A 14,769-nucleotide genomic window follows, 5' to 3' on the forward strand; every position below is an offset into this window, starting at 1 on the left:
CGCTGGCGGCGATGCCCGCGCTGGCGCAACGCTCACCCACCATCCTGGTGCTTGGCGACAGCCTGTCGGCGGAATACGGCATCGCGCGCGGCGCAGGATGGGTCAAGTTATTGGAAGACCGCCTGCGCGCGGAGAGGTTCGATTATAGCGTCGTCAATGCAAGCATCAGCGGCGAGACCACGGTGGGCGGCAAGACCCGCCTGCCCGATCTGCTGACCCGCCACCGGCCCGCCGTCGTGGTGGTCGAGCTCGGCGCCAACGACGCGCTGCGCGGCCTTGCCGCTGCAGAGCACCGAGGCCAATCTGCGCCAGATCGTCACCAGCGCGAAGGCGGCCAAGGCCAGCGTGCTGCTGATCGGCATGCGGATCCCGCCCAACTACGGGCCCGACTACACCGAGCGCTTCTTCGCGCTGTATCCGAAGCTGGCGAAGGAATATCAGCTGCCGCTGGTGCCCTTCCTGCTCGACAAGGTGGTGACGCGGCCCGACTGGTTCCAGGACGATCGCATCCATCCGACCGCGCAGGCCCAGCCGGCGCTGCTCGATACCGTATGGCCGCAGCTGGAGCCGCTGCTCAGGCGCCAGCGGCGCAGCGCGGAGGAAGGCAAGGCGCAGCAGCGCCGCGGGTAAGCCGCAGCACGTTGCCCTGCGGGGATGAATGGATGAATTGATGACCGGCGGCACGGTGGCCTGACCCCCGGCGCATGAACGATAGCCCGGTGGCCCTGACCACCGGCGCATGAGAAAAGGGCCCCGCGGGGCCCCTTTTCTCTGTGCGTCGTCTATGACTACCGGGCAGACCCTGCAGGGCCTGCCGTTCGCCATCAACCTGCCGGCTGCGATTCCGCCGGCGCCGCGGGCTTGAGCACCTCGACGTCCGACCGCGCCTTCAGACTCTCGAAGAACGCTTCCAGTTCGCTCTGGCCGGCCAGCTGCGACAGCTGCTGGGCATCGGCCTGGCGCTGCGCGGGATTGGCCTGCGTCGGCTGCGAAACCTTGGCGATGCGATAGATCGCATAGCCCTGCGCGCCCAGATCGACGCCGACCATCGCCGGCAGCTTCGACGCATCGGCACGCATCACGGCCTCGACCGCCTTCGGCGCCAGGCCGGACGGCTGCTGGCGCGACACCGTCACGGACGCGCCGAAACCGTCGGCCGAACCGCTCTGCTTGAGCTTGGCCAGCTGCGCTTCGCCGTCCTTGCGCGCCAGTTCGGCGGCCTGCTCGGCGACGTACTGCGCGCGGACCTGGTCGCGCACCGCGTCGAACGGCCGCACCGATGCCGGGCGATACTCGACTACGCGGCCGGCAACCAGCGTTTCCGGACCGACCTGGATCGCCTCGGTGTTGCGCTTGTTCTTGATCGCGTCGTCGCTGAACAGCGCGGTCAGCACCTTCTCGTTGTTCAGCGGATTGTTGGCGCCCAGCGCGGGGTTCGGCGCGCGGGTCACGTTGTCGGCGGTCTGGATTGTCAGCTTGAACTTGTCGGCGGCCGGCTTCAGGCTGTCCGCTTGCTCATAGACGGTATTGCCGAAGGCATCGGCCTGCTCGGTGAACTGCTTGGCCGCCAGCTGCTTGCGCAGTTCGGCCTCGAGCTCGGTCTTGACCGCCTCGAGCGGACGCGTCTGCGCCGGCTTGACCTCGGTCACCTTGATGATGTGATAGCCATAGTCGGTCTCGACCACATCGCTGAGCTGGTTCGGCTGCAGCGCGTACATCGCGTCCTCGAACGGCTTGACCAGCGCGCCGCGGCCCATGAAGCCGAGGTCGCCGCCCTTCTCCGCCGAGCCCGGGTCCTGCGATTGCTTGCGCGCGACGTCGGCGAAGGTGTCCGGCTGCTTGCGCAACTCTTCCAGCAGCTTGGTCGCCTTGTCCTTGGCGGCCTGGCGTTCCGCGGCGGGCGCGTCCTTCGAGGCGGCGATCAGGATATGGCTGGCGCGGCGCTGCTCGTCGGTACGGAAGCGGGCGATATTGCTGTCGTAGTAGGACTTGAGCTGCTCGGGCGTGATGCTGATGCCGGCGGCCAGCGCATCGGCGGACAGCACCAGGTATTCGACCTTGGCCTGCTCGGGCACGCTGAAGGCCTGGCGATGCTTGTCGTAGTACGCCTTCAGCGCGGCGTCGTCGGCCGTGACCTTGGCGGCGTAGTCGGTCGCCTTCAGCAGCAGCGGCTGGACCTCGCGCTGCTGGTCGCGCGCGGCGATCAGGCGGTCGAGCAGCGACTTCGGCATGAAGGCCGTGGCACCGATCGACTGGCCGAGCTGCTGCGTCGCCAGGTCGAAGCGCATGCGTGCGTCGAACTGTTCGGGCGTCATGCCCTGCGAGGCCAGCAGTTCGATATAGGCCTTGTCCTCGACCGTGCCGTCCGCCTTCTTCGGCAGCTGAGCGATCGCGGGGATCGCGATGATCGCCTCGTACAGGCGCTCGTTCGACACGGTCAGATGCTCGCGATTGACTTCGTCGGCGACCACACGCTGCAGGATCAGCTGGTCGAGCACGGCCTTGCGCGCCTCGGGCCCTTCGAACTGGCGCGGATCGTAGGCGGCGCCCAGCACCTGACGCATCCGTTCCGACTGCTCGCGCAGCACGTTATCGACTTCCTGTTGGGTGATGGCGCGGCCACCGACCTTGGCGGCGTCGTGCGAGCTGTCCATGAAGCGCGAATAGCTTTCCACGCCGAAGAACACGAACGACGGAAACACCAGCACCAGCAGCAGCAAAAGCATCAGGCGCCGGTTGTTGCGAACGAAATCAAGCATGCTGACTCGGGATCAAGTTGGGACGGAGGTCAAACTCCGCGATTCTAGCAGGCTGCGCAGGGTCGCCCGATGGATGTGGCGTCGGCGGCCGCTGCGGGCGGGGCAAAAAGACGAGCGACAAGACGGGCTACAAATGAAAACAGCCGCATGGAGGCGGCTGATTCGGCCGGCCACCTGGCGGTGCCCGGATGCAATGTGGCGGAGTGGACGGGACTCGAACCCGCGACCCCCGGCGTGACAGGCCGGTATTCTAACCGACTGAACTACCACTCCGATGTCGGTCTCGCTGCCGGCGACACGGCCTGACGACGCGGAGGCATGGCGATCGGGCATCGAGTGAGTGGTGGGTGCTGAGGGGGATCGAACCCCCGACCTACGCCTTGTAAGGGCGCCGCTCTACCAGCTGAGCTAAGCACCCGCTCGATGTTGCCGCGATGTGGCCGCAATGCCGCCAATCAGGCTGTATCGCCGCGCACGTATCAGCCGTTGACTGCCGTTTGCGCTGCGAGGCCGCAAGTGTAATACAGCGTGTTTGGCTTTGCCAAGCCGAACACCGCGCGGCGCGCAAAAAAACCGCAGGGCGAACCCTGCGGTTTTGCGGTGCCGGCGGGCGCGGGTGGGATTGCCCCGCCCCGCCCCTCACGCGATCAGTGGTGAATCATCTCGTGCGTGGCGGCCGCGCCCTTGTCCTTGACTTCGGCAGGGCTGGCAACTTCTTCCGGCAACGGCTCGGGCTTGCGCTCGAGCGCCATTTCCAACACCTTGTCGATCCAGCGCACCGGAACGATCTCGATATTGTTCTTGACGTTGTCCGGGATGTCGGCGAGGTCCTTGACGTTCTCCTCGGGAATCAGCGCCAGCTTGATGCCACCGCGGTGGGCGGCCAGCAGCTTCTCCTTCAGACCGCCGATCGGCAGCACTTCGCCGCGCAGCGTGATCTCGCCGGTCATCGCCACATCGGCGCGCACCGGGATGCCGCTGAGCACCGACACCAGCGCCGTCGTCATCGCGATACCGGCGGACGGACCGTCCTTCGGCGTCGCGCCCTCGGGCACGTGGATGTGGATGTCCCGCTTCTCGAACATCTCGTCGGTGATGCCCAGCCGGCGGGCGCGCGAACGCACCACCGAACGGGCCGCCTCGACCGATTCCTTCATCACGTCGCCCAGCGAGCCGGTGCGGGTGATATTGCCCTTGCCCGGCATCAGCGCGGCCTCGATCGTCAGCAGATCGCCGCCAACCTCGGTCCACGCCAGACCCGTGACCTGGCCCACCTGGTTTTCCTTGCCGGCCAGACCGAAGTCGTACTTGCGCACGCCGAGGAATTTGTCCAGGTTCTCCGAATCGACCTTGACCGTGCCGCTCTCCTTCTTCAGCAGCAGCATCTTGACCACCTTGCGGGCGATCTTCGACACCTCGCGTTCGAGCGAGCGCACGCCGGCTTCCCGGGTGTAGTAGCGGATGATGTCGCGGATCGCCGCTTCGGTGACCTCGATCTCGCCCGGCTTCAGCCCGTTGTTGCGGATCTGCTTCGGCAGCAGATAACGCTGGGTGATATTGACCTTCTCTTCCTCCGTGTAGCCGGACAGCCGGATCACTTCCATCCGGTCGAGCAGCGGCGGCGGAATGTTCAGCGAGTTCGAGGTCGCCACGAACATCACGTCCGACAGGTCGAAGTCCACCTCGATGTAGTGGTCCTGGAACGTGTGGTTCTGCTCCGGGTCCAGCACCTCGAGCAGCGCCGACGACGGGTCGCCGCGGAAATCCATGCCCATCTTGTCGATCTCGTCGAGCAGGAAGAGCGGATTGCGCACGCCGACCTTGGTCAGGCTCTGCAGGATCTTGCCGGGCATCGAACCGATATAGGTCCGGCGGTGACCGCGGATCTCGGCCTCGTCGCGCACGCCGCCCAGCGCCATGCGGACGAACTTGCGGTTCGTGGCACGCGCCACCGACTGGCCGAGCGAGGTCTTGCCGACCCCGGGCGGCCCGACCAGGCACAGGATCGGCGCCTTGACCTTGTCGACGCGCTGTTGCACGGCGAGGTATTCCAGGATCCGTTCCTTGACCTTCTCGAGGCCGTAGTGGTCCTCGTCCAGCACGCGCTCGGCGTTGGCCAGGTCGTTATTGACCTTGCTCTTCTTGCGCCACGGCAAGTTGACCAGCGTGTCGATGTAGTTGCGCACGACGGTCGCCTCGGCCGACATCGGCGACATCAGCTTGAGCTTCTTGAACTCGGCCTCGGCCTTCTTCTTGGCCTCCTTCGGCATGCGGGCGGCCTTGATGCGCTTGTCGAGCTCCTCGAGATCGGCGCCCTCTTCGCCCTCGCCCAGTTCCTTCTGGATGGCCTTGACCTGCTCGTTCAGGTAGTACTCGCGCTGGCTCTTCTCCATCTGCCGCTTGACGCGGCCACGGATGCGCTTCTCGACCTGCAGGATGTCGATCTCGCCCTCGAGCTGCGACAGCAGGCTCTCCAGGCGCTCGGTCACGTTGACCATCTCCAGGATCTTCTGCTTCTGCTCGAGCTTGATCGGCAGATGCGCGGCGATGGTATCGGCCAGGCGACCCGGCTCGTCGATGCCCGACAGCGAGGTCAGGATCTCCGGCGGGATCTTCTTGTTCAGCTTCACGTACTGGTCGAATTGCGACACGATCGCGCGGCGCAGGGCCTCGGTCTCGGCGCTTTCGCCCGGGCCCAGGGGCACCGGCACGGCCTCGCACATGAAATGCGAGTCGTCCTCGCTCACTTCGCGGATATTCGCGCGCTGCGTGCCTTCGACCAGCACCTTCACGGTGCCGTCCGGCAGCTTCAGCATCTGCAGGATATTGGCGATGCAGCCGACCTCGTACAGGTCTTCGGCGGTGGGCTCATCCTTCGCCGCCGTCTTCTGGGCCACGAGCATGATGCTCTTGCCCGACTCCATCGCAGTTTCCAGCGCCTTGATGGACTTCGGGCGACCCACGAACAGCGGGATCACCATGTGCGGAAACACCACCACGTCGCGCAGCGGCAACAGTGGGAGGCGAATCGGCTCAGCCGGGAGGAGTTGTGTTCCAGACATCAGTTTCCCCAGTCAGTCATTTAAGGCGTAAATTGGGTCGCACGAACCGATTACAAGACAGCAATCACCGGTTCGCAGCGTCAGTCAAATGACGGCCCCGACACTTGCGAATCCCGCGCAAACAGCATACCCGCGTTTCCTCCCGTTCGTTTGGCGAAATGAAGAAAAAAGCCGCTCGCTTTTCGCGAACGGCCTGTCGGTTGGCTGCCGGCGTGGGATCCGCCCATGCGCCGGCGTTCGCGTCAGTTGGAGCCAGCCACTTTGGGCTGGTCCTCGTACATCAGCAAGGGAGGTGCGTCGCCCGTGATGGTGCTTTCGTCGATCACGACTTTTTGCACGCCCTTGTAATTCGGCAGGTCGTACATGACATCCATCAGCGATTGTTCGAGGATCGAACGCAGGCCACGCGCGCCCGTCTTGCGCTTGATAGCCTTGCGGGCAATCGCGGACAGCGCTGCCGGCCGGATTTCCAGTTCGACGCCTTCCATCGCCAGCAGTTTCTGATACTGCTTGACCAGCGCGTTCTTGGGCTCGACCAGGATCTGCATCAGCGCGGCCTCGTCCAGCTTGGACAGCGTCGCGACCACCGGCAGGCGGCCGATCAGCTCGGGGATCAGGCCGAACTTGATCAGGTCTTCTGGTTCGGTCTGCGGCAGGACCTCGCTGACATCCCGCTCTTCCTTGCTCTGGACCTGCGCGCCGAAGCCGATGCCGGTCTTGTCCGAACGCTGCATGATCACCTTCTCCAGTCCATCGAAGGCGCCGCCGCAGATAAACAGGATATTGGTGGTATCGACCTGCAGGAAGTCCTGGTTCGGATGCTTGCGCCCGCCTTGCGGCGGCACCGAGGCCATGGTGCCCTCGATCAGCTTCAGCAGCGCCTGTTGCACGCCCTCGCCCGACACGTCGCGCGTGATGGACGGGTTGTCCGACTTGCGCGAGATCTTGTCGATCTCGTCGATATAGACGATGCCGCGCTGGGCCTTCTCGACCTCGTAATTGCAGTTCTGCAGTAGCTTCTGGATGATGTTCTCGACGTCCTCGCCGACATAGCCGGCTTCGGTCAGCGTGGTCGCGTCGGCGATCACGAAGGGAACGTTGAGCAGGCGTGCCAGCGTCTGCGCGAGCAGCGTCTTGCCCGAACCGGTCGGGCCGATCAGCAGGATATTGCTCTTGGAGAGCTCGACATCGTCCTTCTTGCCGAGATGCTTGAGCCGCTTGTAGTGGTTGTAGACAGCCACGGCCAGGATCTTCTTGGCCTGCTCCTGGCCAATCACATACTGGTCCAGGCTTTCGCGGATCTCGTGCGGCGTCGGCAGATCCGACTTGGCCGCGGCCGGGGCGTCCTTGTCGGCGCCGGCGGCTTCATCGCGAATGATCTCGTTGCACAGGTCGATGCATTCGTCGCAGATGAACACCGACGGGCCGGCGATCAGCTTCTTGACCTCGTGCTGGCTTTTGCCGCAGAAGGAGCAATACAGAAGCTTCTCGCTGGATGAACCTTTTTTGTCCGCCATAGGAATCGTCACATTAGCAGGGGCGCGCCAGGGCGCAGAAAGGACCTTGGCGATACGCGTCAAACGCATCATACGCCAAAACCTTTCGGGCAGCGGGCGGAACCCCCAAGGTGTGGGGGCAAACACCACAAACGAGGCGCGGGGCCTCGTTATGTGGTGTAGGCTTGGCCGTTTGAGGCCGGATCAGGGTTCGAAGCCGGCGCGCCGCGCCAGGCTCAACCGCGGCGGGCAATCACCTTGTCGATCAGGCCGTAGTCGACCGCCTGGTCGCCACTCATGAAATTGTCCCGGTCGGTATCGCGGGCAATCTTCTCGACCGGCTGACCCGTGACCTCGGCCAGGATCGAATTCAGGCGCTCGCGCAGATAGAGGATCTCGCGCGCCTGGATCTCGATGTCCGAGGCCTGGCCACGCGCGCCGCCCAGCGGCTGGTGGATCATGATCCGCGAGTTGGGCAGCGCCAGGCGCTTGCCCTTGGCGCCGGCGGCCAGCAGGAACGCGCCCATGCTGGCGGCCATGCCCATGCACAGCGTCGACACGTCCGGCTTGATGAACTGCATCGTGTCGTACACCGCCAGACCGGCCGATACCGAACCGCCCGGCGAGTTGATGTAGAGGAAGACATCCTTGTCGGGATTCTCGCTCTCCAGGAACAGCAGCTGCGCGATCACCAGATTGGCGGTCTGGTCGTTGACTTCGCCCACCATGAACACCAGGCGCTCCTTCAGCAGGCGCGAGTAGATGTCATAGGCGCGCTCGCCCCGACCGGACTGCTCGACCACCATCGGCACCAGCCCGAGGCCCATGGTCTCCAGCGCCGAGGCTTGCGTGGTGGCGAGACGATCGAGCAAATCATTGCGGGTCATGCAGGGTTCTCCAGAATTCGGTGGCAGGCCAGTGGCCTCGGCGAAAGGCAAACAAGCCGCCCGAAGGCGGCTTTTTCTTTCGATCAGGCTTGCTGGCCGCCGTTGCCTTCGGCCGTCAGCTCCTCGAAGGACACCGGCTTGTCGATGACCTTGGCCTTCTCGCACACGAAATTTACCACGTTGTTTTCGAGCACGTAGGCTTCCATCTCCGCCAGGCGCTGCTGGTCGCCGTAGTACCAGCGCATGACTTCCTTCGGATCTTCGTAGCTCTTGGCGAACTCCTCGATCTCGGCCTTGATCTGGTCGGCCTTGGCTTCCAGACCGTTGGCCTTGACGATCTCGGCCAGGATCAGGCCCAGCTTGACCCGGCGCTCGGCCTGCTGCGCGAACATCTCCGGCGGGATCGGCATGTCCTTGGCGTTCGGCATGCCACGCTGCTCGAGGTCGCGGCGGGCCATCTGCACCAGGCGCTCCTGGTCCTGCTCGATCAGTGCCTTGGGCACGTCCAGCTCGCTGGCCTTGATCAGCGCTTCCATGACCTGGTCCTTCAGCATCGCGTGCGTGCGGCGCTTGACCTCGCGCTCCAGGTTCTCGCGGATGTCGGCGCGCATCTTCTCGACGCTGCCGTCGGCGATGCCCAGCGACTTGGCGAAGTTGTCGTCGACTTCAGGCAGGTGAGCCCACTCGACCTGCTTCATCGTGATGGTGAATTCGGCGGTCTTGCCGGCGACTTCCTTGCCGTGATAGTCCTCGGGGAACGCCAGCGGGAAGGTCTTGCTCTCGCCGACCTTCAGGCCCAGCGCGGCCTGCTCGAACTCGGGCAGCATGCGGCCTTCGCCCAGCACGAAGACGAAGTCCTCGGCCTTGCCGCCGGCGAACTCGACGCCGTCGATCTTGCCGACGAAGTCGACCGTCACGCGGTCGCCGTTCTTGGCCGCCACTTCACCGCCGCCGTCGCCGTGCTCGCCGGCTTCGCCGCGGGCGTGGTAGTGGACGCGCTGCTTGCGCAGGATCTCGATGGTCTTGTCGATCTCGGCGTCGGTGATCTCGGTCTTCGTGCGGACCACTTCGGCGGCCGACAGGTCGCCGATCTTGACTTCCGGGTAGACCTCGAAGGTGGCGTCGAATGCCACTTCGTCGTCCGCCACGCCTTCGGTCTTGATCTCGAACTTGGGCTGGCCGGCGACCTTGACGTCCTGCTGCTGGGTGATGTCGAAGAACTTGCGGGCGGCCTTGTCGAAGCGCACTTCGAACTCGACCTGCTGGCCGTATTGCTTCTCGACCATCTTCATCGGCACCTTGCCCGGGCGGAAGCCGGCCATCTTGACCGTCTTCGACAGGCGAACCAGGCGCTCCTGCTTCTCCTTCTCGACCTCGGCCTTCGGAATGGCCAGGGTCACCTTGCGGTCGAGTTTGCCGAGGTTTTCAATCACATTCGACATGGTCGTCAATCCAATCCAGAAATGTTGTTGTGTTCGTCAGCGCGTTCCGCTTGCGTGCCTGCGTGCAGGGATTTTCTCCCTCAGGCCGTCGAACGGTTCGCACGCACCAGCCACGCATGGAGCACGCGGACACGCCGCCTGAGCCCCGATCGCGAACTCGCGCAAACAAACACACCGCGCAAACGGAAAACGCGGATTATCGCACGGTTTCGATCCGGTTCCGGCAGTTTTTACCCTGACAGGGCCTGACCGGGCCGCTCGGCGCCCTGCCCGGCATCCCGTTCGGCATCCCGTTCGGCATCCCGTTCGGCATCCCGTTCGGCATCCCGTTCGGCATCCGGCTCGGCATCCTGCCCTGCGCCGCCATGTTGCCCATGCCGCAGCGCCCGCAGCAGCAGCCGCGCCGGATCCAGCGCGTCGGCCAGATCGCTTTCGATCGGCAGCGGCTCGCCCTCGATCCGGCTGGCCAGCAGTTCGCCGGCCAGCGCCGCCCAGGTCAGCCCGCGCGAAGCGAACGCCAGCGCCACATACAGGCCCGGCACCCGCGGCAGATCGCGCAGATGCGCGCCGCGCAGCGAGGCCGCCCGGCGCTCGCACTCGGCCTCGTCGGCCACCTGGCCGACCCACGGCAAGCGATTGTGCGAGACCGCTGCGCACGCCGACATAGCCATGCAGCTTGGCGGGGTCCAGCCCGTCCAGTGCAGCGCTCCTGTCGGGCAACAGCATCGACAGCCGGCGCAGATTGTCGGCATGCGTCTCGACCCGCTCGGCCAGCGGTCCTTCGTCGGGCTCGTAGCTGGACCCGATTCTGGCGCTGCCGTCCCCGTCGCGCGGCAACAGGTAGCCGCTGCCCGTCACCACACAGTCGGGCCAGCGGCCCAGCCGGGCGACATCGCCGGGCTCAAGCGTGGTCAGCTGCCCCCGTACGCGCCGGATCGGCAAATGGCGCAGCGGCAGCAGGCCGCTGGCGTGGTGCGCATTGGCGAGCACCAGCACCGGGGCTTCGGCCACCGGCCGCCCCGCCTCGTCGAACACCTGCCAGCCGTCATCGGTCCGGTGCAGGGAGGCGATACGGCAGCCGAACCGCGTCTCCACGGCCGCCCCTGCCATCGCCAGTTGGGCGCGACAGACGTCGGGCGGCGCGACCCATCCCCCCTGGGGGGAACCACAGGCCGCCGCGCGCCACCGTGGCGCCATGCTCGTCGGCGGCCTGCTGCGCGGACATCCAGCGCACGTACTCCGGCGGCAGCCCCAGTTCGGCGAGCGCGCGCTGCTGAAGCGCCGTGTCTTCGTCGTCTTGACCGACCTGCAGCACGCCGCAGCCATGCCAGCCGACCGGATGCCCCGCCTCGGCCAGCGCCTGCCAGGCCCGCAATGCATGGAGATTGCCGGCGCGCGACAGCCGCGACAGCACGCTGTCGTCGGGCGACAGATGCGGGTGCATGGCCGCCGCGCGATGCGCCGAGGTCTCGCGCGCCGGGCCGTCGTGCGCGTCGATCAGCGTCACGCGCCAGCCACGCGCCGCCAGCCGCTCGGTCACAGCGCAGCCGGCGAGCCCCGCCCCGACCACGATCGCGTGGCGCCGCGCCCAGACACCGGGCGAAGGCGGCGCATGGCGGCGCCGGCGCTCGGCCGGCACGCGCGCGACCGTCATGTCTCGCTTGCTGCCGAAGCCCGGCGCCTTGCTGACCTCGAACCCCGCCGCCTGCAGGCCGCGCCGCACGAAGCCGGCGGCCGTATAGGTCGCCAGCGTGGCACCGGGGGCGCGCCAGCCGGGCGAGCCCCTTCATCACCACCGGGTCCCACATGTCGGCATTGCGCGCCGGGGCGAAGCCATCCAGATAGAAGGCGTCGGCGCCGACGGCCAGCCGCGGCAGCAGCGCCTGCACGTCGCCCAGTGCCAGCGTCAGCACCACCGCGCCGCCGTCGAAGACGAGCCGATGCAGCCCCGGCAGCGCCAGGGGCCACGCGGCCTGCAACTGCTGCGCGAGCGGCGCCAACTCTTCGAGATCGACATGCAGCGCCGCCAGGCCTTCACGGGTAAACGGATGCTTCTCGATCGAGACGAAATGCAGGCGCGCGCAGCGGCACGGGTCGTCGCGCCAGGCTTGCCACGTGGCCAGGAAATTCAGTCCCTGGCCGAAGCCCGTCTCGACGATGACGAATTGTTCCCGCCCCTGCCACGCCTCGGGCAAGCCATTGCCGCCGAGAAAGACATGCCGCGCCTGCGCCAGCCCGCCCTCGACGCTGTGATAGACGTCGTCATAGCGGGGCGAGTACGGCGTACCCTGGTCGGACAGGATGGGCTCGGCGGGATAGAGGGCGCGGGGCATCGGGAGAACGGAAAAACAGGGAACGACGGCGGGGCAAGGCGTCTCGCGGCACGGAAAAATCGGCGCATCACCGGCGCATCACCGGCGCATCACCGGCGCATCATCGGCGCATCACCGGCGTAACAACCGACGCAGGAACCGACGCAGGAACCGGCGCAAAAACCGCCGTAAACCCGGCGCAAACCGCCGCATGACGGCCGCCGCCGCCGCGAAAGGTCGGCCGGATGGTAGCATGGCGCCCTGCTCCGCCCGCCCCTGCCATGCTCAGCTATCGCCACGCCTTCCACGCCGGCAATCACGCCGACGTTCTCAAGCACGCCATCGTCACCCATCTGCTCGATTACCTGACGCAGAAGGACAAGCCGTTCTGGTACATCGACACGCACGCCGGCGCCGGCCTTTACGCGCTGGACGAGGGCTATGCGACCAAGAAGTCGGAGTTCGAGACCGGCATCGGCCCGCTGTGGCGGGCCGCCGCGGACGGCCGCCAACTGCCACCGCTGCTGCAGGAATACCTGGACCAGGTGCGCACGCTGAACCCGGACGGCCGCCTCCGGCACTATCCCGGCTCGCCGTGGCTAGCCTGGCAGATGCTGCGCGACGCGGACCGGCTGCGGCTGTTCGAACTGCACAGCACCGAGATCCAGGTGCTGCGCGAGAACTTCCGCGGCGCGGGACGCCGCGTGATGCTGTACGACGGCGACGGCTTCGGCGGCATCAAGGCCATCCTGCCGCCTCCGCCGCGCCGCGCGCTGGTGCTGATCGATCCGTCGTACGAGGACAAGCAGGACTACGCCCGCACCGTGCAGTGCCTGCGCGACGGGCTGCAGCGCTTCGCCACCGGTACCTATGCGGTCTGGTATCCGCAGGTGCAGCGGCGCGAGTCCGCGCAATTGCCGGTCCAGATGAAGGCGCTGCCGTTCAAGAGCTGGCTGCATGCCACGCTGACGGTCAAGCACCCGGTGCCCGGCGGGCTCGGCCTGCATGGCAGCGGCATGTTCGTGGCCAATCCGCCGTGGACGCTGCGGGCGGCGCTGGAGGCGGCGCTGCCGGCGCTGGTCGAGCTGCTCGGCCAGGACGCCGGCGCGACGTTCACGCTGGAAGGCGAGCAGCCCTGACGGCGCGGCGGCGTTTCGCATCACCGGCGCCGTGCAGCGCGCCGACAGCTACCGTCCGCGCACGGCCGCCCCGCTTCCGCGCTACATCATGCGGCGGGTGAACTGCCCTCGCTCCGCGCCGGCCATCAGGTCGAGGAAGGCCTCCGTGGTCATATGGATCAGTTCCTCGTGGTCGCCCGCCTCGAAGTAGACCTCGGGCTGGCCAAGCAGGCTCTCGTCGATATACGTGCGCATGCCATAGGCCATGCCGACCGGCGGGATCGCGCCCAGCACGCAGTCCTTGAACACTTCGCGCACTTCGTCCTCGCTGGCCATCGTCAGCCGGCGGCCGGTGCGCTCGCATAGCTCGGACAGATCGAGCAGGCGCGTCGACGGCATCACCGCCACCACATAGCCGGCCTCGTCCTCCAGCAATACGGTCTTGACCAGGCGATCGCCCGGAACATGGGCCGCCTGCGCGGTCGCCATGCTGCCCAGCGCATAGGGGTGGCGGATGATATCGAAATGGCTGTTCTTGCTGCTCAGGCAAGTCGCCAGGGTGGTTGCCAGTGCCATGATGGTTCCCCTCTTGGAGATACAGGGATGGCGCGCACTGGCGTGAGGCGCGTGGCGCGCCGTCCGCGAACGGGGGCGCCGGTGCAACGCTGGCCTGCGGGTATCTACTATAGGACGCGGGAACGGGACGGGGGAACGCGGGCGGCGGCGCTCGCACCGCCCGCTGGAACGGGCAAGCCGCGGGATTCAGCCGGGATTCAGCCGGGATTCAGCCGGGATTCAGCCGGGATTCAGCCGGGGTTCAGCAGGGAATCAGCGGCAAATCAGCGAGGAGTCAGAGAAGAGTCAGCGAGGCGTCAGCGAGGAACCACCGGCGGAGCCACGAGCGGATCACCGCGGGAATGTCACGGTGCCGTGCACGGTGACGCCCGGCGGCACATAGACCGGTGCCGGCTCGACATAGACCGGGGCCGGCTGGACATAGACCGGCGCCGGGCCGTAGTACCCGTAGCGCGGTCCCTTGCACTTGCGCTCTTCCCTTGTAGTCGCCGTTGCCCTTGAACTTGCGTTCGACCTTGCAGTTGCCGTCCCAGTACTCTTCCTTGTAGTCGCCACCATGGTGATGGCCGCGCCATTTGCCATGGCCGCTCTCGTCCTTCCAGGGATCGGCGTGGACGGCCAGCGGCAGCGCGAGCAAGGCGGCGAGACAGAGGGTTTTTGCTGTGAGGGTCATGATGTTGTCCCGATTCGACGGGGGCGCGACGGCGTTCTTCTTGTCGGGGAGCTTAGCGCCGGCGCGGATCCCCGGCGAGCCATCCGGTGAAACGTCGGTAAGCAAATGTTTCACCAATCGCGGCGGCCGGGCGCTGCCGTACGGGAAACGAGACGATCAGGAAGTGTGGTGCGAGGGAGGGGGACTCGAACCCCTACACCATTGCTGGCGTCAGGACCTAAACCTGGTGCGTCTACCAATTTCGCCACCCTCGCGGTCCAAGCGGTGCCGCCCTGACGGGAGGCTCCGCGGTCTGTCGGGCATCAAGGCCGAAAAAACAAAGGAGGCGACCGGAACTGCATGCGCCCCCCTGCTTCTCCGACCGGCCTGCGGCGTTGCACCGCTGCCCGGCAAAGACCGCGGATTGTAGCGCATGGTTCGGCGCGAATCCAGTCCCCCGGGCAG

The 14,769-nt window shown here is 66.4% G+C and carries 9 protein-coding genes, 3 tRNA genes and 1 pseudogene; 2 read left to right on the forward strand and 11 right to left on the reverse strand.

Going from position 1 to position 14,769, the window contains the following annotated elements; all coding sequences use genetic code 11:
- Nucleotides 1-11 precede the first annotated feature (11 nt).
- Nucleotides 12-671 carry a GDSL-type esterase/lipase family protein gene (locus tag OJJOAM_RS02150; RefSeq protein ID WP_422649470.1) on the forward strand — a complete coding sequence of 220 codons (660 nt, stop codon included), beginning with the start codon at nt 12-14 and terminating at the stop codon, nt 669-671.
- A 153-nt stretch (nt 672-824) separates the two neighbouring features.
- Here OJJOAM_RS02150 and OJJOAM_RS02155 read toward each other — a convergent pair whose 3' ends face one another.
- The 8 genes and pseudogenes from OJJOAM_RS02155 to mnmC all read right to left on the reverse strand — a co-directional run.
- The gene (locus OJJOAM_RS02155; RefSeq protein ID WP_422648741.1) at nt 825-2,759 is read right to left on the reverse strand and encodes a SurA N-terminal domain-containing protein; all 1,935 of its coding nucleotides are present in this window, start codon (nt 2,757-2,759) and stop codon (nt 825-827) included.
- Between the two features lie 196 nt (nt 2,760-2,955).
- Nucleotides 2,956-3,032, reverse strand: a tRNA-Asp gene (locus tag OJJOAM_RS02160).
- Nucleotides 3,033-3,100: 68 nt separating this feature from the next.
- A tRNA-Val gene (locus tag OJJOAM_RS02165) sits at nt 3,101-3,177 on the reverse strand.
- A 229-nt stretch (nt 3,178-3,406) separates the two neighbouring features.
- Nucleotides 3,407-5,821, reverse strand: coding sequence for an endopeptidase La (lon, locus tag OJJOAM_RS02170; protein WP_422648742.1), 2,415 nt, complete (start codon nt 5,819-5,821; stop codon nt 3,407-3,409).
- Nucleotides 5,822-6,063: 242 nt separating this feature from the next.
- Nucleotides 6,064-7,338 (reverse strand): ATP-dependent Clp protease ATP-binding subunit ClpX, encoded by a 1,275-nt coding sequence (gene clpX, locus OJJOAM_RS02175; protein WP_149318861.1) that lies wholly within the window; start codon nt 7,336-7,338, stop codon nt 6,064-6,066.
- A 215-nt stretch (nt 7,339-7,553) separates the two neighbouring features.
- On the reverse strand, nt 7,554-8,204 hold the full coding sequence (gene clpP / locus OJJOAM_RS02180) for an ATP-dependent Clp endopeptidase proteolytic subunit ClpP (protein ID WP_006575957.1): 651 nt from the start codon (nt 8,202-8,204) through the stop codon (nt 7,554-7,556).
- An 83-nt stretch (nt 8,205-8,287) separates the two neighbouring features.
- On the reverse strand, nt 8,288-9,646 hold the full coding sequence (tig, locus tag OJJOAM_RS02185) for a trigger factor (protein ID WP_149318862.1): 1,359 nt from the start codon (nt 9,644-9,646) through the stop codon (nt 8,288-8,290).
- Between the two features lie 362 nt (nt 9,647-10,008).
- Nucleotides 10,009-11,979, reverse strand: a pseudogene (mnmC, locus tag OJJOAM_RS02190) (bifunctional tRNA (5-methylaminomethyl-2-thiouridine)(34)-methyltransferase MnmD/FAD-dependent 5-carboxymethylaminomethyl-2-thiouridine(34) oxidoreductase MnmC); the annotation flags it as partial.
- A 260-nt stretch (nt 11,980-12,239) separates the two neighbouring features.
- Between mnmC and OJJOAM_RS02195 the strand changes: the two are divergent.
- Nucleotides 12,240-13,097 (forward strand): 23S rRNA (adenine(2030)-N(6))-methyltransferase RlmJ, encoded by an 858-nt coding sequence (locus OJJOAM_RS02195; RefSeq protein ID WP_422648743.1) that lies wholly within the window; start codon nt 12,240-12,242, stop codon nt 13,095-13,097.
- A gap of 81 nt (nt 13,098-13,178) precedes the next feature.
- Here OJJOAM_RS02195 and OJJOAM_RS02200 read toward each other — a convergent pair whose 3' ends face one another.
- The 3 genes from OJJOAM_RS02200 to OJJOAM_RS02210 form a co-directional block, all read right to left on the reverse strand.
- Nucleotides 13,179-13,652 carry an aminoacyl-tRNA deacylase gene (locus OJJOAM_RS02200; RefSeq protein ID WP_149318865.1) on the reverse strand — a complete coding sequence of 158 codons (474 nt, stop codon included), beginning with the start codon at nt 13,650-13,652 and terminating at the stop codon, nt 13,179-13,181.
- 274 nt (nt 13,653-13,926) lie between these two features.
- Nucleotides 13,927-14,325, reverse strand: a complete 399-nt coding sequence (locus OJJOAM_RS02205; protein WP_422648744.1) for a hypothetical protein — start codon at nt 14,323-14,325, stop codon at nt 13,927-13,929.
- A gap of 166 nt (nt 14,326-14,491) precedes the next feature.
- Nucleotides 14,492-14,579: transfer RNA gene (locus OJJOAM_RS02210), tRNA-Leu, on the reverse strand.
- Nucleotides 14,580-14,769: the final 190 nt, after the last annotated feature.

The sequence above is a fragment of the Cupriavidus sp. H18C1 genome, from assembly GCF_049311595.1.
Taxonomy (GTDB): Bacteria; Pseudomonadota; Gammaproteobacteria; order Burkholderiales; family Burkholderiaceae; genus Cupriavidus; species Cupriavidus cauae.